Consider the following 21927-nt stretch of genomic DNA (forward strand, 5'->3'; position numbering starts at 1 on the left):
CTTTCCTAAAAGGTTAGTTATTCACATTTATTTCGTGTAACGGCTGTAACTCTTCCATAAAGTCAAGCAAAGATCCTACAGTAAGAAACGCCTTTGGGTCTATCTCATCCTCTGGAACGCATAGCTTTAAATCCATTTCTATGTATACTATAAGCTGTAACATCATTACCGAATCTATATATAAGTCTTGATTTAAACGCATCGTTTCTTCTAAATACGTTACATTTTTCAGTTCCATTTTTTCTCTCATAATACTTAAAACTGCTTCTTTTAACATTTCACGACTCATGTTGTTATCTCTCCCATCTCTAATAACTTCCGACTTACTTTCCCTGTTTTATTTTTCGGAATCTCTGCTACATTTTCAATTTCATGTGGCACTTTATAAGACGGTAAATGCTGTATGCACCATTCTCTTATTTGTACTGGTTCAATACGAGAGACTACTTTCGCTTTTACTATTTCTCCCATCACAGGATGCTTGCCCCGGTATACAATTGCCTCCTGAATACCTTCTAATCGAAGCATCGTTTCTTCCACTTCTATAGGAAATACCTTTAGACCGGACACATTAATAACATCATCTATTCGCCCCATGAAATGAAGGCCTTGCTCAGATCTATAACCTAAATCTTTTGTATAAATCTCCTTTTCAGCAATTTTCACTACGATTTCTTCAGGTTCATCTTCATTTGAACCTATGTTAATACTTACATGAGGAAGTGGTTTTCCTAAATCCAAATGTGTTTCCATAGCATGACATATACTAATGCAACCAGCTTCAGAACAGCCGTACTGCTGCATCATGTATTTCGTCATGCCCTTTAACTTATAAAATAGCGTTTCTGGCAAAGGTGATCCTGATGTCATAATTTTATGAAACTGAAAAGTCCCTTGTGGAAAACTCCCCATAATATGTAACATAAGTGGTACTGCGTATATGATATGTTTTTCGGTATTACGAACTATATTTAATGCAAATTTAGGGTTTTTATTTGTAATGATTATAGGCTTACTACCTCTCGTAATTGCTGATAACGTGCCACAAATTAATCCGTATGAATGTGAAACTGGAGCCATTACAATTGGCACTTCGTCTTCTTCACATTTTAAAGCTTCATTGTAAGCGGCAATTTCTGTTTCAATTTCCGTCCATGCTCTACGAATCAGTTTTGGCTCTCCTGTTGTACCTGAACTATACTGCAATAAAGACGGTTCTTCTTGTAATAGATTTGGAACTTCTAATTTTGTAAAGTCGTTACTTTCTCCGTATAAAAGTGCAGTACACTTTGCGCGCTTTGCCATTTCAATAGCTGTATCCTTTGGCGTATCTTCATGAATAAGTAGTACAGATGCTCTTTTTTCTTTTAGGAAAAACACAAGCGTAATAATATCGAATGGATCTTTCAGACAAAGTGCAAATCTATTTCCTTCTGCTTCTTGAAATTGTTCCACTCCCTCGTAACCTTGTAATCTCAATTCAAAATCATATTTGCTAAATTCTTGTTTATTAACGATTAGCATGATTTCCCCCTGTAACAACTGATTTTTATATTGTAAGTTGCTTTGCTCTATACAATGGATTTGGAACTTCATGAACAAGCGATTCCACATCCATATATAAACGACGCTTCGTTAATTGCTCTGCATGAAATGTAGGTGCATATAATTGTAATGCTTCAAAACGTTCTTTCAAATGCGAAAATCTTTCAAAATGATCTTCTATTTCTTCAACAAGAATGATCCAAAATTGTTCCTCTTTCAACTGATACTCATCTGCCAGCACGAAAGCCAGTTCACCTAGATTGAATAGGAAAAGCGCATCTAAAACCATTTCTTGTAAACTTTCAATACGGTCCATTTCAAAGAAATCATTCATTTGACCATTCGCATATGTTTTATGCATTTTAGTAAAGTCAGGACATTTTTCGAGTTCTTTCAAAAATGGACGATAAAACTCCAGTCCTTCATGAAAATCTTTTAGTGCAATACGAACTGGCATTCCCTCTTCATGAACTAAAATCATGTTTTGTCCATGTGATTCTAATGCGACTCCATGCTCTACAACGAGGTGTACAACTGGGATAATTGCTTTTTGAATAAGCAATTGTAACCAGCTTTCTACTCCATATCTCTTTAACCACAAGTCAATAGTTGGTGTCCCATTTTTTCCCTTGGCATATAAACCGTTAAATGGGATTGCCTCTTCTTTCTTATCTAAATATTTGTGAACGCTTTCGCGCCAAATACACCCTAATGAGCCATACGTAGCTTTTTTATTCGCATCGTACGTAACACTCGAAAATTCATTTAACAAAATTAAACGCGATTCATCCCTTAAATAAGGGTCATGATTTACTATATCTTTTAACCAATTCGATATAGCAGGTGCACTCACAACCGAATGTGGTTTTAATGTACGGATAGTTGACGTATTGAGTAAATTCATTGATAACTTTACATATGGTTTCTCTCGATTCGTAACATTTCTTAATGTCCGCATCGACTGCTGCGCGCAATAATCATCTTCTGATTTCCCTAAATAAATAATATATTTATCCTGTATATGGTCAGTATAATTCGGAATAATAAAGTTCTCCCACTGCCAAGGATGAACAGGTATAAACATGTACTTCTTCGAATCACAGTCCATTGTTCGAATACGATCCATATACTCTTCGATTTTCTTTTCACCAATTTCTTCTTTAAAGGTACAGTTATAACTCTCTTCACTTTCATATCCTACAGTCGTATATTTCTCATGAACTGCAATCCATATAATTTTCATTGGTTGCATAAATTCAAATCCATATTGAAAATTATCACGATATTGAAACCCGATGCGTGCTTTATAACTAGGATGATACGGGTGTCCATCTATTAAATGACTTTCAAGCTCATCATAAGATTTCGCAAGATAGTCTTCTTCACAACTTCTCTCATATTGTGCAATCGTATCTTTAAAGATTGTTTGTTCTAATTCTTGAATAAAAGAATCCAATTTCGTTCGATCCACTTGAACAATCCGAAAAATCTCCTGTAAAAATTGTGAAACTGATTGTATTTCTTCTTCCTCATCTTGAACTCTCATTATTAATGAGTCATGTAAACAAATACGCCCAAATGTCATACGTTCTTGCCCATAGCATTGGTACATTACATTTTGATCCTTTTCATCAAGACCTTGTATAATAAAAAGTATTTGCTCTCCCTTTTGTATACGAATCGGCGTAATGATTTCTTCATAAATTAACGATTCTACTAATTGCCGGAATACTCTTCTTCTTACTGAAATGTACTCTTTTGATTGGAGTGCCTTCAATATTTTTATGTGATAAATTTCTTCTTTCATAAATCCCTCCGCTATAATACGGAATATCAAATTCCATTATTTGTATTACGTGAAATTTTAGCACTACTTATGAACGAACAGCCACTTCTCTAACGAGTGGATTATCTACTTGTACATAAATTGCTTGCTCTAAAGGATTTGTCAGTTCATCAACATCGAAAAATCTCGTTAGCAAATTTGCTTTACATGCCAATTTATTTTCTTCCAACAATTCACTTAAAAATGTAGAAGGTTCGCGGTTATATGGAAGGAACGCTTCAAGTACAGACCTTAATTCCGAAAGAAGAATTTCCTCCTTTATTAATCCTGCTGTACCAAAACCGTTAATTAGTCCAAACATATGATTAAAAATTAAATAGTAACGAAATCTTTCATCTACAATGTAATCGTCATATAAATTCCCAGTACGTTCGCCAATACCCGCTAGTTCATTATCTAGCACTGACTTCATTGAATTGCAGAAATAAAAACCTTGATTATCACGGAAGTAAAACTTAACTGGATAACCATCTTTCAATTGAACAACACTATTTTGTTGATGCGCTTCTAATGCAACGCCATAACGTAAATACATCCATACCATCGGCTTTAAAGAGATATTCATATATCGTCTAAACCACTCTAAACTTACTTCTTCACAGCTTCTACCTTCTAAATCCGCTAAGTGATGAATAATATTCGATAAACGAGTACGTTCTCCCGGTATAGCATCTTGAACTAGTCCTGCAATTAAAGTAACGTCATTTGCATGTTCACTATAAAAAGGATTCTCTCGAATAATCACTTCAAATCCAGACTCTTTTGCTCCATAATTTAAGGTAATAAAGGCTGGATCACAAATAAAATCAAAGCCTGGATACTTTTCTAGTACTTCACCAATTGACGTATTTAACATTTCCTTCCCTTCAAGGCCACTCTCAAGTTCCTTCAACTTATTAATGCGCATTGAATTTGTTACTTTCACCGGAAATGAAAACTTAAGCATATATTTCGAATGAGGATGATATAGCGTCCTAAGTGATGATGTTGCCATATAATACTTACCTACGGGACCCATATACTCAAGTACTCCTTGATTTATCCACTCTTGTACATAAGGTTGATGTAATAGCCATTCTGCTTGTAGCGGATGGATTGGAATTAATGAATATTCATCTTCTTGACAGTACTCTTCAATAAATTCTTGACCTACCTTTTCATCGTTCTTTAATTCCTTTTTTATCATCGCCGTTGTAGAATCTTGTAACAATGACTTTTCACTTACTATACTTTTATGTGCCCGAAAATAGTGAAGTTGGCACTCCCCTTTTAATTCAGGAGAATACATGGAACTTTTCCAATCCAATATACCCTGTCTACTCTTTGGTGTAGGATGAGTTAAATGTCCAAATAATAAAGATTGCTCCGCCTCAATAAAAGTCGTATGGAAACCATATAATGCAGATGTATCTTCTGCTCTCTTTTTTGTAAATTCCTCAATATTTTGACAACTGCGAATAACTCGAAGCATAAGTTCATCAGGATTCGTACCTTCTCCATAGTTAATAGACATTTCCTTTATTAAAAACATAATAACCGTAATATAATCTGCTTTAATAACATTTTTATTTTCGCCAATTTGGTAATAAAATTGTTCTCCAAATAGATGACGGTCCGTTGACGATTTATATATAACTTCCCCATACAAAGTAACGTTTTGTGCCGATAAAGGGCAGCATAAATAAGTGGGGATAGCGTCTCTTTGAAATGAATGACAGAAAATATTTTCCATCCTTTTATCCTCCGTAATCCATTCTCCACTTCCTGTTTCTCTTAAATAACAATTTAAAAAGCTTTGTATTGTTGCATGTTCCGCGATTTGTTTCGCATGCTGCATACTGGTCCTCCTCTTTTAGACGAACACTATTAAAATTTCCATAAAACTATCGATAATTGAATTTCATTATCAATCACAATTTTAATTGATAATGATAATCATTTCAATATATATTTCAGAATTTTTTTATCTGACTAAACCTTTTGTCTTTTCCACAACATTAAATCCGTATGCAAAAAAACATCAATATAATTATTGATGTTTTTTAATATCCGTAAGTTTAATTTACATAATATAATTATTCAAACCTAAATTGATAATGTTTTGTATAAACAATCCATATCTCGCCAAGCATATGCTATTTCTTCTACATTTAGTCTTTCTAAAAGCTTCGTGTCAATTTTTTCAGGATTATATTTTTCATAAAACTTTTTAGAAGGGTTATTAGCAACAACCCAAACTAACAGAGATTGCATATTATCTTTTTTACATTCCGATAGCAATACTTGAAATAATCTTTGTCCTATCTTCATTCCTTGATATTTTTGTAAAATGTATATTGCATATAATTCCCCATCACAATTATATGTACCTGTTCTTTCAACTCCCCCATCGATAAATCCGATAATTTCCCCAGTTAACGTCTCTGCTACAAATCTATATTGTAGATTGTCTTCTTTTTGAAAAATGTTTTCCCATTGCTTTTTTCTTTGTTCAAATGTTAAATTTCCTAAAATTTCGTTAGCGAATATTCCAGTATACGTCGTTTTCCAGCTTTCCACATGCACTTTCGCAATTGCCGAAATATCAGCTTTCATTGCCTTTCTAATATGTATCTCCACCATACTCATCCCCCTTAGAAAATAATTATAGCAAAATGTTTTGTATGCATAAAAAAAGAGTGATATTGCATCACTCTTTTTATCTACTTTCAACTTCTACTGAAACAACATGATCGATTTCTTTTAAAGAACTATATAATTCAGTTGTATATAAATCTTCTGGAGCTAAAATGACCATTTCCAATTGCTGAGATGCCCCATTATCAATATCTTTAATTTTCACTCGTTTTACTTGCATATTTAAATTTTTAATTTGCTTAAAAATCCCGTCTAACTCTCGATGTTTGTTTACGGTAATTTTTATAGATAAGTCCTTTTGTCTTAATGAATAAGGGCCTGCAATTTTCACAATTTGCGGAAGTACGTTAATCGCTAATATAATTAAAATCATAGCAACCGTCGCTTGTATATAAAACCCTGCACCAATCGCAATACCTAGTGCTGAAGCGGCCCATACCATAGAGGCTGTCGTTAATCCTGAAATAACGTCATTATTTCTTCGTAAAATTACCCCTGCTCCAAGAAAACCGATCCCACTAACAATTTGAGCGGCGAGACGCATTGGGTCCATGTTTGTATGACCCGGTACAGAATAAACATTCACTGATTCAATTGAAACCATTGTAATTAAACAACTCGCTACGGAAATAACCATACTTGTTTTCACACCAAGCGGTTTATTCTTTAGCTGCCTATCTATTCCGATGAATAATCCTAAAAAGAGTGCTAAACCTAATTTGAATAAAAATTCATATGACATATTTCATTCTCCTTACTTTACAATGTTTCCCTTGGAACAATCCACTATAACTCTTTTATGATATCAATTCCAGTCTTTTCTATTCATTTAAAGTAAAAAACCGAAAAAACATTTTTGACAATGTTTCCCCGGCTTTTTATTATAATTAAGATCTATCTTTATTTTTGTTCTTTAATTTTAATTTGTGCATCTTTATAAAATGCTAACTTATTATCATTATACTCTTTTGTATGTTTATTAAATTGTTCTTTCGCCTTTTGCGCTTCCACATTCAACTCATTAACAGTTTTAACTTTTTCACCAATTTCTTTTAACTTCGTTTCTTTTACTTTTAATTTTTCATACAGTTCTTTTTCAGTCGCTAACGCCTTCGTGTAATTCTCATTCATCTTTTGGAAGGCATCATAACGATTTTTATACGATTCTTCTACTGTTTTTGCTTGTTTTTGTAATTTCTTATCTTCGAGTTTTTCAATATTATTTTGAACGGGTGTCGTTTCTTTCTGCGCTTTTTCTAACTGTTCCTTCTCGTTTTTCAATACTTTTTCACGCTCGTCTACATTTGCAGTAGCTTGCTCTATTTTCTTTGAAACTGCTTCATTATGCTCTTTACCTTCTTGTAAAATTTGAGAATAAAGTTCTTGTCCTTGCTTTTCTAACTTCTCTAATTTTTTTGTGTCATCTGCTAAAGATTTTTCTTGTGTAGATGCTGCTTCAAAAGCCGTAAATAAATTTTCTTCTGGCTTTTCACCGAAACAACCTGATAATAATCCTACTGATAATGCTCCAACTACTGCTACTTTTCCATATTTCAACTTCAATTCCTCCATTACATACGGTTATCATGCCAGAGGTTCACGGGGAAGTGATTCTCTTCATGATATGCTTCAAACTCATAACCTTTTTCTTTTAGACCCTTTAAAATTGCTGGCACAGCAGCAACTGATTGCGGGTGAATGTCATGCATTAAAATGACTTCTTGCGGTTTTGTTGCACCAGCTAATACATTTTGAGCGATTTGCGCTGCCGCTGCATCCAATGGTACTTTATTGTATTTCCAGTCTAAAGAGTCAATTGTCCAGTCCCACACTTTAAGACCGCCCTCTACTACTTTGTTTCGAAGGTCTTCATTTAAACCAGGCTTCGACCCGTATGGTGGACGTGTTAATTGAGGTGATTTTCCAATAATATTTGCGATTAAGCTTTGATCTTCTTTCATTTCATTAACATATTCGCCATTTTTATATAACTTCGCAAAATTGTGTGTCATACTATGCATTCCAACATAATGTCCTTCTGCATTTTCACGTTTTACTAAATCAGGAAACTGTTTTACATTCGCACCAATTAAAAAGAATGTCGCCTTCGCATCATGCTGTTTTAACATATTTAATAATTCAGCCGTATATTTTCCTGGCCCATCATCAAATGTAAGATAAGCAACTTTTCTTTCCATTCCGTTAAAACGACTTGGCGCCGTTTTATTCATTTCAACTTTCTGTTGTTCACTTGCAAGCTGCACTATATTTTCTTGCTTCGCAACAGCTTTTGCTGGTGAAGTAATAGATTGAAACATGAAATACCCAATAGCTACTATTGCAATCGCTACTGAAACAACTGCAACTCGTTTAATTTTAAAAGCCTTTTCCATTCTATCGAATTCCTCTCCCTATTAATCTTATATATAAATCACCCAATATAATTATACATCTATTTATTTTATTACACTATATAAACAATCTAAAATATGAATTATAATGGGAGTTTTATCAAAATTGTTGTTCCTGCCTCAACAAACTCTTTATTCTTTTCATACCAATTCTTGATTGCACTATGTACAACTTTCAAGAAGATTTGTTTTAACCTGTTTGATCTTCCATCAATTCAATTCGCTTTCAACTTGCAATGAGATGAATTTATTTTCTCTATTTTAGGAGTTAATTACCAAATTATTTCCTCTAGTATATCGTACAATTGCACCTTTTGTTTATATAAATTAAAATGATTTAACTGTAGACGTGAAAAAACTAGTAGCCCTTCTACTAAAAATAAATGAAGCAGTCCATTTCCATAAAAAAAGATTGGCTGAGGCCAACCTTTTTTTATACTTATTCATTTCGATTTGGTTTTGGTGTAACACCTAAATGCGCATTTAACTTATTCGAAATATCTTTTACATTCTTTTCATTTGGAATGTAATAATAAATACCACCAATACGTTTATCCGTTCCTTCTATTTGCATCTTTTCCATTTGCAAATCAGAGCCTGCCATATTTTTCGTAATAGCAAGCATATCATCAAACGTTAAGTTTGTTTTCATATTTTTATCAACTGCATCAAGTAAAGAGCCCATTTTACTAATAGATTGAACAGATATTGCTTTTTTCGCAATTGCTTCAATTACAAGTTGTTGTCTTTGACCACGCATTGTATCACTGTCAATTTTACGCGTTCTCGCAAGTGCAAGTGCTTGTTCACCATTTAAATGTTGGTAACCTTTTTCTAAATGAATCATACCTGCTTGGTCTTTACTATCTTGTTCAGTGAAAGTAACAGGTACATCAATATCAATACCACCAATTGAATCTACAATTTGTACAAATGACTCAAAGTTAAACTTCACATAATAATCAACTGGTACATTTAAAAATCTTTCCACTGTATCTCGTGTACTTTCAACACCACCAAATACGTGTGCGTGTGTAATTTTATCTAATTTTTTTCTAGATGGAATATAAACGCGTGAATCACGCGGAATACTTACTAATTTAACTGACTTATCATCTTTATTAATTGTCGCTAATAAAAGTGCATCTGTTCGAACCGCTTCACCATATTGGCTTTTTCTCATTTCGCTTCCATCGACACCCATGATTAAAATCGAAATATTATCCTTTAAAGGTTCCACTTCTTTGTCCCTTTTTGATGACTTATCAATTTTTGCATATGCATCACTTACAACAGCTTTTGCTTTGTTATATATAAACGATCCATATCCTACTCCTCCAAAAATAAGTAGGAAAAATGGAATTAAAATGAACCATTTTATTGACTTTCGTTTAGAACGTTTTTTATTGCTTCTCGTATTTTGTTCTAATTCAGAGCTCATACCCATTCGCCTCTCTTTCTCTTTCCCTAGTATAATGTATGTCTAGTAATCTTCATATTGAATTTCCTTTCAATTACCTTACATTTTTGTAAGGTTACTTCATGAATCCAACATGTATTCCATTTCACATTATACTCTTGTGCTTATTTTTGGCAAGTCACTATTTATCAACTTAAAAAATCCAATACTTCGGAATATTCGAATTCGCATATTTATTATTCTGTTATTTGCAGGTAGTAAGATTTTCACCTCACAATTTAGCAAGAATAAAGAGTCAAGTTTGTGCCGTACCATCTTGGTTGGTGATAACTAATAATCAGTGAGGGATAAATCCCCCACTGATTAAAGTTTCACTTTATTATTTCTCATTTGGTGTGTATATCATTTGCTTCCCATTATTATTAATTAAAGCTGACTTTGCTTTTATTTTCGTTTTTTCTATTTCTACATCTTTATTTGAGAAATTCACAATGATTTTAATATCTTTTCCATATGAAGTAGATTGTACTAGCTTATCTTCTGACAGATATGCAAAGTTCGTCATTTCTTCTTTTACTGCCTTTTCATGAACTTCATTCCAAACTTTCAGATGCTCTGTAATTTCTTTTTTATGCTTATTCCACTCTACTTCATCTAAATGGTACAACGGAGGAACATTATACAATAACTCATATAACATACGATTTCCAACCTCGTCCTTTACCTTCAAACTTCCCCATTCCCAGTGGTGCGTTGTAATAACCGAATCATTGTATACTAGTTTATATAATGGCACCGAATATACTGGATTTAAATATACTTGCTTATATTCTTCTTTTAACGGTACTTGTTTTGCATATTTTTCTGGAACATTTTGATTTGGTGACCAATATCCACCGACATAATACGGGCTTGTTTTATTTTTTCTCATATCTTCATCGTCCCACTTAATAACTGGTGTTTCAATTCCATGAGCAAATGCAATCGTGCTACTTGCAAAATCATTTCCGCCCTCAGAGCCAACTACCATACCTTTTTCTTGTGCAATATAATCCATTCGTTTTAATCGTGCTTTTAAATCTTGTTCTTGTGTCGTTAAATGTTTTGCCGAATAGTCATCATAAATTTCGCCCGTCGCGTCACAATCAATAAACCATGAATTATATTTAGGGCCACTTTGTAATATATCGTTCATTCGTTCTTTTACACTAGGAAGTGATAATGTCGGATTTAATTTTCGGCCTCTCCCTAAAAACCCTTGCACTTTCTCACCATTTTTCTTCGTTACAGTGGCTTCTTCATATAACGATGGGTCATTAAAAGAAGCTGTGTTCCAATTTTTATCACCTTTTTCGTGAATAGAATGGTAAGAATCATACGGACCAACTAAATATCCCATTTCCTTAGCTTCTGTAACGAAATTAGGCTGCATAAATCCTTGTTCCCAGTTCGGTAGACCAATCCACGCTTTGTCTATCCCTACTTTTTTCATTTCCTTTATTATATCCGTTCCATCTGCTTTACCCCATTTGCTTACTTCTTCAACTGCATCACCGAGTACTGACTTTAATAAATGTTTATTTAAGCTATACAGCTCTGTCTTCGATAAGTGATCTACACCTTTCTTTAATAACACACTAGCTTCCTGATTAACTTTCGGGAAAATATCCTCTTTATACAATTCCTTCATAGATAATACTTCGTTTGTATAGCGTAAAATAACATTTTTTTGGTACTTATCGATAAAGTCTTGTTTACTCACCTGCTCAAATACATTCAATTCCCCAGGCTCTGAACTATTCTTTTGAATAAGGTCTTTTATATGGCTAAACACCGGGCTATTTATTTGCACCCTTAGCTTTGGCCAATTTACGTTACTTTCTGATAAACCATTTTGATTCCAAAAATAAAAATGAGCTGCACCGTAAAGTTTTTCAATTTCTTTGTTTTTTCTAGCCTTTTCTTGTAATGTTTTAAATTCACCTTTTTCAATAATATTATCCTTATACAGTTTAGCAATACTTACTGCATCATTATTTGTCACATATAATTGAAATCCATATGTTTTATTTTTATTTATACTCGGGAATTCATGTGTAAAATCAAACCCTATTTTCGGATCTGAATGAAATTTCAATTCATTATTAAACATATTGTTCGCAATATATACGATCGAATATTTAGAACCATTTAATGCAAAAAACTTCATAGAAAATGATTCAGCAAATGAATATGCATCATCCTTTAAAAACTTCTTCCAATTCTCATCATTACTCGGAATTTGCTTACCTTCCCATAACGGAAGTGTATAATTTTCAGCTTGCACTTTTGGCCATGTAAAACTTTCTGCACCAGTCGATTCCACTTCAATATTTAAGTGGTCTTTTTTCTTTTCTAAATTTACTTTTACTTTTTGATCCGGATATTCCCATGATGTATGATCCTTGTCTTTTTTCAAATTCGATACCTTCATTTTGGGTAACGGTTGTGATGCCTGTTCTTTTACACCATCATGTTCTACAGTTAACGTAAAAGTCTCAGGATTTACATCGTAAGTAAAATCTTTATACGTCGCTTTCTTTATTTTAGACTCTTGTAAAGCATCATTACCTTTTACATCACACCCGACTAAAGTCGAAAATGACAATGTTGTAAGAAGACATATCGCCATCATTTTTTTCATCTTCTGCACCTCCACCAATGAATATACAGGAGGTTTGTTACAGGAATATGGCAAAAAAATAATAGAGCTAGCATTATGCTAGCTCTATTAGGAGCAAAAAAATTTACGTATAACTATAATCTGTTTAAAGAAAATATGTAATACAGTGGGACTTTAATCCTTGTTTTTTTATTCTCACTAATAATTAGATCAAGCAAATCTAAATTCCATCAAGCTTTCCTTAACTGAAAAAGTAACTATATATAATATATCCTAAAACTAGCACTAAAATTAATATCCCTGTACCTTTCCAATTCATACCACCTGTCATATCAGCGGGGATACCTGATTCCGCCCCGTTGAGTCCATCATTCAAAGAACCGGTAGGATTATTTTTCAATTCACCTTGTCTCATGCGTTCTCTTTTTTCTTCTGGTGACTCTTTTGAACTCATATAATCACCTCTAAAATTAATGTTCATTCCGAAAAATCCCCTTTAAAATAGATTCTCCATAACGTAAAGAAAGCTAGCGATGCTAGCTTTCTTTATAATCCAATATGTTCTTCCTTATTTACAGTAATCCCTTTATGATCAATTTCAAGCTCACATACTTTCATAGCTGCAAATACTCTCGCTAATTGGTCAGCTATTTCTTTACGCTTCTCGTACGGAGTTAAAATAAAAATGGATGGTCCCGCACCACTAAGCGCTGTGCCATATGCTCCAAATTCCTTTGCACATTTACGAATTGATGGTAATAACGGTACAAGTTCTAAACGATATGGCTCGTGGAAATGATCTCGTTCCATCATTTCACCTACAACTTCCCACTTCTTTTGACATAACGCAGCTACTAATACGTTGCTTATCGCACTAGCTTTAACTGCTTCATGAAACGGAAACATCTCTGGTAATACAGATCGGCTTTCATCTGTATTTAGCTCTTCATTTGGAATAAGAGAAATTACGCCTAATTCCTTACTTTCAATTCTTACAACCGAAACATTCTTTCCATCAAGTGCTCCGATTACAGTTCCACCTAAAATAGAAGCAGCAACATTATCTGGATGCCCTTCAAAATTTGTAGCAATTTGAACCTTTTGATCAGTTGTTAAATGTAAATTTCCAAGTTGATTCGCAAGCTCTATTCCTGCTACAATCGCTGATGCGCTACTTCCTAGCCCTCTTGTCAGCGGAATATTACTAGTAACTTCTATTATATGGGGTGATAAAGAAGGACATACTTTACATGCCGTGCTAACAATTAAATTTTTATCGTCTGTTGGAATTAAATCTTCAAAGGAATGGATTACTTGCCATTTATCCGCTTCCGCCTTTACCAGCACATCTAAATATAATGACAATGCTATTCCTACTGAATCAAATCCAGGTCCAACATTTGCTGTACTAGCAGGGACACGAACTCTTACTGGTATCACGACATAATCACCCCTTTTATATGATCTTTAATTTGTTCTATATTATTTGAAACACTTGCAATGTCTAATTTATTAGAAGAGATAGCGATATCAGGATCTTTCAAACCATTTCCAGTTAATACCGCAACAACTGTTTCGCCTTTTTTGATTTTTCCAGATTGAACATGTTTAATTACGCCGGCTAATGAAGCATTTGATCCTGGTTCAGCAAAAACTCCTTCCGTTTTTGCTAACAATCTATACGCGTTTAAAATTTCTTCATCTGATACCATATCTATTTCACCATTAGACTGTTCGGCAGCCTCTACTGCATATGACCAACTTGCCGGATTACCGATGCGAATCGCTGTTGCAACCGTTTCAGGCGCCTCAATTATATGTCCTTTTACAATTGCCGCTGCTCCTTCCGCTTCAAATCCATGAATTCTTGGTTTCTTATAACCTTTTTCTTTCTCATATTCACAGAACCCTTTCCAGTATGCTGTAATATTTCCAGCATTCCCAACAGGTATAGCCAGAACATCTGGCGCTTTTTGCAACTGGTCACAAATTTCAAACGCTGCTGTTTTTTGCCCTTCAATTCGATAAGGATTCACTGAGTTTACTAATGTAATCGGCTCTTCCGCAGCAATGTTTCTTACAGCTCTAAGTGCATCATCGAAATTCCCTTCTATTGAAATAATCTCCGCTCCATAAGCAACTGCTTGTGCTAATTTCCCATGCGCAATCTTTCCTTCTGGTATTACGATAATACATTTCATTCCGAGGCGTGCCGCATAAGCTGCAGCCGATGCCGATGTATTACCTGTAGATGCACAAATGATTGCCTCTGCCCCTTCTTCTTTCGCTTTTGCAACTGCCATTACCATACCACGGTCTTTAAAAGAACCTGTTGGATTCGCTCCTTCATACTTTCCGTATAACTGAATCCCTAATTGTTTTGATATATTTAATAATGGAATAAGGGGTGTATTTCCTTCCATTAAGCTGACATCAGGTGTGTTTTCATTCACCGGTAAATAAGAAGCGTACTGGTTTAATAGTCCTTTATACATATTGTTTTTCCTCCTCAATAATGTAGTAGCTGTTTATTTCACTTGCGACAGCTTCTATCGCTCCTAAAACTCGTTCGAATTGATATTTTGAAGTGTGATGTGTCACAACAACGACTTCTGCAAGTTCACGATTCAAAGGTAATTGGATAACCTCTTTTAAACTTACAGAACAACTAACGAAACATTCTGTTATTTTTTGCAACATCCCAGGCTCATCTCGTAATGAAATACGTAAGAAATATTTCGAAACTACTTCTTCATCTCCTTGTAATTCGTACGGTTCTGGTTCTTTTAATACACTTTTATTTTTCGGAACTTGATTCATATTTTTAACGATTGAAATAATGTCACTTACTACAGCAGAACCAGTTGGTAACTTCCCAGCTCCAGGTCCGTAAAACATCACTTCTCCTACTGCTTGACCGTGAACATACACCGCATTGAATTCATTATTAACATTTGATAACGGATGATGGTTTGGTAATAAAGTCGGTTCTACACTTAAGTGAATGGATGATCCTTGTTTTTCAGCTTTACCAATTAATTTCATAGTAAATCCTAATTTTTCGGCCATCTCTAAATCTTCTTTTTCAACCTTTCGAATACCTCTAACTTGAACATCATCTAAAGAAACATTCATCGAAAAACCTAAGTTTGCAAGAATTGCTACCTTTCTCGCAGCATCTAGCCCATCTACATCCGCTGTTGGATCGGATTCTGCGAAACCTAATTTTTGTGCCTCCTGTAAAGCCTCTTCATACGACCATCCATTTTGACTCATCTTTGTTAACATGTAATTTGTTGTTCCATTTACGATTCCCATTATTTTTTCAATTTGATCTGACGCTAGCCCATCTGTTAATCCTCTTAATATCGGAATCCCACCCGCTACACTTGCTTCATAACATAAATCACAATCATTTTTATTTGCCAGTTGCAAAAGCTCCGCACCGTATACGGCCATTAAATCTTTATTTGCTGTTACGACATGTTTCTTACTTTGTAAAGCCTTAACAATATGCTCTTTCGCTTCTTCAATTCCGCCCATTACCTCTACTACAATATCAATATTTGAATCATTTAGAACTTCATCGACATTACTTGTTACTACGATTCCATCAATGCAAACATCACGTTCCTTTTCCAAATCACGTACAACGACTGTCTTTACCTTTACTTCATATCCTGTATCAAGAGTGATTTTTTTATAATGTTCTTTCAAAATATGGACAACACCACTTCCGACAGTACCTAACCCTAATACCCCAACATTAATAACGTTATTCATTTTCTAATCTCCTCCTAAATAGTTTAATTGTTACACCTGTGAATCACCTTACTCTGCTTTTTAATCATGCAGGTGGTGGTTATTTCCGTACGTACTAATCGTTTCATGTTACCGCACCTCCTTTCAAAGTAATAAAGTGAAACTTTAATCAGTGGGGATTTTGTCCATTCCTCACTGATTATTAGTTGAACCAATCGGGCTTTTACGGACAGTTGATCTCCCGTCTTACTCCCTCGCATCCGCCAAATTTTGAGATGGGAATCTTACTGACCGTTAATGCGGGATAAAAAAACACACTCATCCCTAGGAAAGGGACGAATGTGTTTTCGTGGTTCCACCCTTGTTCCAACCTAGACTTACTTTCTTCTAGATTGCTCAAGTTCAGATAACGGCTGATACCGTCAATAATTACTAGATTGCTCGTTCACTATTGAAGTTCAAAGGTGGTAAGATCATTTCTCGTGTTAGGAAGCTCACAGCCTTGGCCTCCCTCTCTGTAAACCGTAAAAATGTTCTCATGTCCTTATCGTTACTTTTTCGCTCATGTTTATTTGTTAACTCATTATACTCGCATAAAAAACAAAATCAATGCTATTTTTTAATTATTTTAAATTTTCAATCTTAAAAACTATAAAAAAACACACTCATCCCTAGGAAAGGGACGAATGTGTTTTCGTGGTTCCACCCTTGTTCCAACCTAGACTTACTTTCTTCTAGATTGCTCAAGTTCAGATAACGGCTGATACCGTCAATAATTACTAGATTACTCGTTCACTATTGAAGTTCAAAGGTGGTAAGATCATTTTTCGTGTTAGGAAGCTCACAGCCTTGTCTTCCCTCTCTGTAAACCGTAAAAATCATCTCATGTCCTTATCGTTACTTTTTCGTTCATGTCTATTTGTTAACTTATTATAGTTATCAACTTTTTAAAAAGCAAGCCTATTTTTCTTCACAATTTTTAAGAATATGAATAATTATATTTTAAAATAACAAATCATCTAATACAGATGTATTCTCTTGCACATATATTCATCACATACAAATTAACAATATTCATAGTTAAAGTCTCACTCTAAAACGTTTAGAGTTTCATACTTCAACACTATATTTAAAAAATAATTTTTAATACAATCTTTCCCTATAACTTTCTTCTAAAGAACGTGCAACTTCCTCTTCTGAAGCATTCACTTTCGCATGCTCCATTAACATTTTCGGTGCTGAAGGTAGCCCTGTTTTATTTAACCATGACTCTGGATCCCACATTTTTGAACGAATAAAAGCTTTTGCACAATGAATATAGCATTCTTCTATTTCAACAACAATTCCAAGTAACGGATTGCGTCCATTCGCCTGCATTTCTTTCAAAATTTCTTCATCGTTCGTAATATATGCTTTACCGTTTATTCGGAGTGTTTCCCCAAGACCCGGAATAAAAAAGATTAACCCTACGTGCGAATTTGAAATTATATTTAAAATAGAGTCTATACGACGATTACCCGGTCTTTCTGGGATGATAATTTTATTTTCATTTAATACATATACAAATCCAGGTGCGTCTCCCCTCGGCGAAGCATCACACTCTCCGAATTTATTTGCAGTAGATAATACTAGAAAAGGCGATTTAGACAGGAAATCTACACAATGGTGATCAAGTGATGAAATAACTTTTTTCAAAGCCCGTTCACTTGGTTGCCCCAATATTTGTCGTAATTCTTCCTCAGTTGAAATTATTGATTTTATTTCCTTATTCTCTATCTTCACTAATAATCACTCCTTTTTCTTTATTTTCCCAAAATTCAATACAAATATTGTATAATAAAATTTGCAGAAAGGGGAATTAAAATGACAGAGTGGTTAACAATATTTGATCCTGAAAGAAATACACTTGGAAAGAAATTACGTGATGACGTGCATCGTGACGGTGATTGGCACGAAACATTTCATTGCTGGTTTGTAGAAAAAGATGCTGAGGATATGTTCTTATATTTCCAATTACGCTCTAATAATAAAAAAGAAGCTCCGGGTATATGGGATATTACATCCGCCGGACATATTATGCATGATGAAGATGTACTAATTGGCGGTCTACGTGAAATTGAGGAAGAACTGGGTCTTTCCTTCCAAACGAATGATTTAACATACAAAGGAATCTATAAAATAGATTATGAAATTTCAAGCCTTACTGATCGTGAATTTTGTCATATGTATTTCCACAATGTAATAAAACCACTTCCATTTGCACCAGGTGAAGAAGTAGACGATGTGATGAAAGTACATGCGACTTCTTTTCTACAACTATTAAGAAGAGAGATTTCATCTTTAACGACTAATTCTGTTTTAAACAATAATCCGATAACGATAACATTTGAAGATATTTATCCTTATGATCTTGAATACTATGAATTTGTTATAGTGCAAGGACAAGAATCGCTAAACAAAAATAGTTTATAAAAAAATAGGACTCCCAGCTTACTTTATTCGGGAGTCTTATTTTTTTATTGCTCAAGTATCTTTAATTTTTTCTCTACTCGTATAAATAATCGTATAATTAATAACAGCATAACAATCATAATCGCAATCATTGTATGTGGATATCTAAACAGTATACTAATCACACTTCCAATTAATATCATGATGAATCCATTTTGTTTCATCACTTCTGCACTATACTTGTTACCTGCATCCCATAATTTCTTATTTTTCATAGATCGTTTCGTACGGTAACCATATGCTGCGTTAATATCCGTCGGTGGATTTTTTTGAAGAATAAGTGCCGCAAGTATAAATATAATACCAATCAATATGCTCATTCCTACGTTTACTAGTGCATCCATCAATTATATCCCCCCCTAACTTACACCTTCATTATACTATACAACTTTTAAAATTCCAATTATTAACATTTTCATTTTCTCTCTTTAGATGTCTGGAACATACTTGGAAGTGTTACAAAACGTGCCCCTTTCGTTTTTAACTGTGGAATGATTTTTTCTAGCGCATCTACAGATCCTTGTAAGTGTCCACCTGGAGTTGAATGCTGAAGTATGACACTTCCTGGAAATGAATTCCCTAGCACATTATTTGTAATCGTATCCGCACTTACCCCTTTCCAATCAACTGTATCAACACTCCACTGTACAATCATAAAATTTTGCTCCGTCGCCCACTTCAATTGATTTTCAAGTATTTCACCATACGGTGGACGTATAAATTTAGGAGCATAACCAGCTAAACGATTTAATATTTCTTCCGTTTTTATAATTTGATTACGGTACTCAGCCTCATTTACTTTCGCTAAATTTGGATGATTATACGTATGATTACCAATTACATGCCCTTCATTCGCGATACGCTTTACTACATTCGGAAACTTTTCTGCATTTTCACCAAGTAAGAAAAAAGTAGCTTTTACATTATATTGTTTTAACTTATCTAAAATTTTTGGCGTAAATACTAAATCTGGTCCATCATCAAATGTAAGAGCTACTTCCGCTTTATTGTATGGTCCTGAAAATGCATACGAATATTTTTCAACCCATGAAAAAGGTGTCCATGACCCCCGATTCTCTTCCTTCACTTTGACTTGATCATTTTGCGGAACATTTAATACATACGGCACTGCGTCTATATAGTTTCCATAATAAAATGAATGATATGGCATATAAGCATACGAAATATTGCGTTCTAGCCCCAAAGGAAATGGAACGAACATTTCTGGCGCATAAAAATAATACATGATAAAAACCTCCCTAAAATTTCATATGTGATTCATCTGCACTTTGTTAGAGAATTTCTTATTCATGAACAAAAATAAGACTGTCCGTAATTAGGACAGTCTTACTGCTTTATACAATTAATAAAGTGAAACTTTAATCAGTGGGGGTTTTACTGCCCGTTTATGCGGGATAAATCGATGTACTATCTTTCGGCAAAACTTTCACATGTTTTAAATAGCTTGTCACTTTGTCATCATCATCTTGCGGGTATTGATATCCATATGTGTTAGCAATTTCGTTCGCAACTTCCCTAAATAAATCACCCATTACAAAGAATGACTCCCATATATTTTCATATTCTGCATTTGAAAATGTCTTTCTAAATTGCTCCCACGTATCTTTTTCAACATATTGCTCGAAATGCTTACCAAACTTTCCGGTATTCACTGTAAAATTTGTTTTCATGCCAATATGCCATTCTATCATTACGATTAACATATCTCGCATTGGGCCTTCAAGCATTCCTTTCGCATAAGAAAGTTCCTCTCTCCATAACCCTTTCCCTACATTTGTGCTGCACCACCAAAATTCATTACAGCAATCGAAAAACTCTTTTTCTATAGGATTTTTTATAACGTAATCTTTATCACTTGCTGGCGGAAATTCTCCAATACAATTGTCTTTATCCAGTAGTAATTCACTTAAACTATCCTGTCCAATAAATTTATTTATTAAATCAACTGGAACTAGCATTAAATCAATTCGATTCCCATCCATGAACTGCATTAAATACGGAAATTTCCCGTCTTTATCAGCTGGAAGTAACGACATTTCTTCCGGCATTTGCACAATCATTATTTCTCCAAATCTATTAATCCAACTATGATTACACGTAAAAGATTGTATATCTTTTACAACATAAATAATATCATAGTCTTGAAAACAATCTTTTTTCACATTTGGATTCACACGTGACCCATTCATGATGACAGCTCGAATTCTTTCATCCTCTTTTGCTGTATTTATAATTAAGTCTAACATTTCTTTTTCAGTTCTCATCTTCTTATAGCCTCCAAGTTTTTAATATATAATATAAAGCTATGTAAATTGGAGGTCCACGAGCTAAATTCGTTGTACAAGATACACGTTATAATTTTTGAAACTTCTTTTTCATCCCTTTTTCCTCCTTACATTACTCTGTTACGACTGCCATTACAAACCCATCGTACCCTTTACTTCCTACAGTTTGAAGCGCAGTAGCACTTACACGCGGCTCAGCAGCTATTAGCTCATAGAAATGGCGTATCCCTTGTACACGAGGGTCATTACTAGTATTGTCAATAACTTCACCTTCACGTACTACGTTATCCCCAATAATTACAGTACCAGGTCGTGATAGTTTCAGTGCCCATTCAAAATAAGCAGGGTTATTTTGTTTATCCGCATCTATGAAAATAAAATCAAATGGTTCATACTTCTCATTTTCTATTTGTTTTAAAGAATCTAACGCTAATCCTAATCGTATTTCAATTTTATCATTCAAATTGGCACGCTCAATATTGCTCCGTGCAATTTCAGCATGCTTTTCACTTGCTTCTAATGTAACAATTCGCCCTCCAGATGGCAATGCTCTTGCAAGCCATATTGTACTATATCCGCCTAGAGTGCCAATTTCTAATATGTTACGAGCTCCTTGGATTTGTACTAATAGTTGTAAAAACTTCCCTTGCGTTGGCGATACATCATGTGCCGGCAAATTAGCTGAAGCATTTGCTTGAAGAACTTCTTCTAATGTAGAGTCTTTCGGTATTAATACATCACTCATATATTGATCAACAGCCGTCCATTTCTCAATCGTACTCATGTAAATACCATCCCCTTAAAGTTTTTAATACTTATCTACCATT

The 21927-nt window shown here is 34.2% G+C and carries 20 protein-coding genes, 1 pseudogene and 2 other annotated features; of the genes and pseudogenes, 1 reads left to right on the plus strand and 20 read right to left on the minus strand.

What is annotated here, in order from left to right:
• Positions 1-13: 13 nt before the first annotated feature.
• The 16 genes and pseudogenes from asbD to MR066_RS14210 form a co-directional block, all read right to left on the minus strand.
• Positions 14-289, minus strand: coding sequence for a petrobactin biosynthesis protein AsbD (gene asbD, locus MR066_RS14140; protein WP_061675415.1), 276 nt, complete (start codon positions 287-289; stop codon positions 14-16).
• Positions 286-1524 (minus strand): AMP-binding protein, encoded by a 1239-nt coding sequence (locus MR066_RS14145; protein ID WP_113938251.1) that lies wholly within the window; start codon positions 1522-1524, stop codon positions 286-288. Before MR066_RS14145 ends, asbD begins: the two co-directional genes overlap by 4 nt.
• Positions 1525-1549: 25 nt before the next feature.
• Entirely contained in the window at positions 1550-3352 is a 1803-nt protein-coding gene (locus MR066_RS14150) for an IucA/IucC family protein (RefSeq protein WP_242247506.1), read from the minus strand.
• A 67-nt stretch (positions 3353-3419) separates the two neighbouring features.
• The gene (locus MR066_RS14155) at positions 3420-5228 is read right to left on the minus strand and encodes an IucA/IucC family protein (RefSeq protein ID WP_242247507.1); all 1809 of its coding nucleotides are present in this window, start codon (positions 5226-5228) and stop codon (positions 3420-3422) included.
• 248 nt (positions 5229-5476) lie between these two features.
• The gene (locus tag MR066_RS14160) at positions 5477-6013 is read right to left on the minus strand and encodes a GNAT family N-acetyltransferase (RefSeq protein WP_242247508.1); all 537 of its coding nucleotides are present in this window, start codon (positions 6011-6013) and stop codon (positions 5477-5479) included.
• Positions 6014-6089: 76 nt separating this feature from the next.
• Positions 6090-6770, minus strand: a complete 681-nt coding sequence (locus MR066_RS14165) for an MgtC/SapB family protein (protein ID WP_002012374.1) — start codon at positions 6768-6770, stop codon at positions 6090-6092.
• Positions 6771-6928: 158 nt separating this feature from the next.
• Positions 6929-7585, minus strand: a complete 657-nt coding sequence (locus MR066_RS14170) for a YkyA family protein (RefSeq protein ID WP_242247509.1) — start codon at positions 7583-7585, stop codon at positions 6929-6931.
• 14 nt (positions 7586-7599) lie between these two features.
• Positions 7600-8421, minus strand: a complete 822-nt coding sequence (locus MR066_RS14175) for a peptidoglycan-N-acetylglucosamine deacetylase (RefSeq protein ID WP_242247510.1) — start codon at positions 8419-8421, stop codon at positions 7600-7602.
• 134 nt (positions 8422-8555) lie between these two features.
• Positions 8556-8816 (minus strand): annotated as a pseudogene (locus tag MR066_RS27385) (sensor histidine kinase); the annotation flags it as partial.
• A gap of 62 nt (positions 8817-8878) precedes the next feature.
• Positions 8879-9880, minus strand: a complete 1002-nt coding sequence (locus tag MR066_RS14180; RefSeq protein ID WP_242247511.1) for an LCP family protein — start codon at positions 9878-9880, stop codon at positions 8879-8881.
• A gap of 358 nt (positions 9881-10238) precedes the next feature.
• Complete coding sequence (locus MR066_RS14185; RefSeq protein ID WP_242247513.1) at positions 10239-12542, minus strand: glycoside hydrolase; 2304 nt, start codon at positions 12540-12542, stop codon at positions 10239-10241.
• 220 nt (positions 12543-12762) lie between these two features.
• Positions 12763-12975 carry a DUF6366 family protein gene (locus MR066_RS14190; RefSeq protein ID WP_242247565.1) on the minus strand — a complete coding sequence of 71 codons (213 nt, stop codon included), beginning with the start codon at positions 12973-12975 and terminating at the stop codon, positions 12763-12765.
• A 92-nt stretch (positions 12976-13067) separates the two neighbouring features.
• Complete coding sequence (gene thrB / locus MR066_RS14195) at positions 13068-13961, minus strand: homoserine kinase (RefSeq protein WP_242247514.1); 894 nt, start codon at positions 13959-13961, stop codon at positions 13068-13070.
• The gene (thrC, locus tag MR066_RS14200) at positions 13958-15016 is read right to left on the minus strand and encodes a threonine synthase (protein ID WP_242247515.1); all 1059 of its coding nucleotides are present in this window, start codon (positions 15014-15016) and stop codon (positions 13958-13960) included. Before thrC ends, thrB begins: the two co-directional genes overlap by 4 nt.
• A complete protein-coding gene (locus MR066_RS14205; protein WP_242247516.1) occupies positions 15009-16304 on the minus strand; it encodes a homoserine dehydrogenase in 1296 nt (431 codons plus the stop codon). The genes thrC and MR066_RS14205 overlap by 8 nt, the downstream gene beginning before the upstream one ends.
• Before the next feature lie 307 nt (positions 16305-16611).
• Positions 16612-16843, minus strand: a binding site (T-box leader).
• A 115-nt stretch (positions 16844-16958) separates the two neighbouring features.
• Positions 16959-17190: a binding site (T-box leader), on the minus strand.
• 236 nt (positions 17191-17426) lie between these two features.
• On the minus strand, positions 17427-18065 hold the full coding sequence (locus tag MR066_RS14210; protein ID WP_242247517.1) for a pyridoxamine 5'-phosphate oxidase family protein: 639 nt from the start codon (positions 18063-18065) through the stop codon (positions 17427-17429).
• A gap of 81 nt (positions 18066-18146) precedes the next feature.
• On the opposite strand from MR066_RS14210, the gene MR066_RS14215 reads away from it, so the two are divergent.
• Positions 18147-18755, plus strand: coding sequence for an NUDIX hydrolase (locus MR066_RS14215; RefSeq protein ID WP_002086146.1), 609 nt, complete (start codon positions 18147-18149; stop codon positions 18753-18755).
• A gap of 44 nt (positions 18756-18799) precedes the next feature.
• Here the strand turns inward: MR066_RS14215 and MR066_RS14220 are convergent, their stop codons facing one another.
• The 4 genes from MR066_RS14220 to MR066_RS14235 all read right to left on the minus strand — a co-directional run bounded on the left by MR066_RS14220 (position 18800) and on the right by MR066_RS14235 (position 21884).
• Positions 18800-19138, minus strand: coding sequence for an SdpI family protein (locus MR066_RS14220; RefSeq protein WP_002086147.1), 339 nt, complete (start codon positions 19136-19138; stop codon positions 18800-18802).
• A 71-nt stretch (positions 19139-19209) separates the two neighbouring features.
• Positions 19210-20040 carry a peptidoglycan-N-acetylglucosamine deacetylase gene (locus MR066_RS14225; RefSeq protein WP_242247518.1) on the minus strand — a complete coding sequence of 277 codons (831 nt, stop codon included), beginning with the start codon at positions 20038-20040 and terminating at the stop codon, positions 19210-19212.
• Between the two features lie 160 nt (positions 20041-20200).
• Positions 20201-21079, minus strand: a complete 879-nt coding sequence (locus tag MR066_RS14230; RefSeq protein ID WP_242247519.1) for an aminoglycoside 6-adenylyltransferase — start codon at positions 21077-21079, stop codon at positions 20201-20203.
• Between the two features lie 133 nt (positions 21080-21212).
• Positions 21213-21884: an O-methyltransferase gene (locus MR066_RS14235; RefSeq protein ID WP_088039228.1), complete on the minus strand. Its 672-nt coding sequence runs from the start codon at positions 21882-21884 to the stop codon at positions 21213-21215.
• Positions 21885-21927 lie beyond the last annotated feature (43 nt).

It is taken from the genome of Bacillus cereus group sp. BfR-BA-01523 (assembly GCF_022662615.1).
Taxonomy (GTDB): domain Bacteria; phylum Bacillota; class Bacilli; order Bacillales; family Bacillaceae_G; genus Bacillus_A; species Bacillus_A mycoides.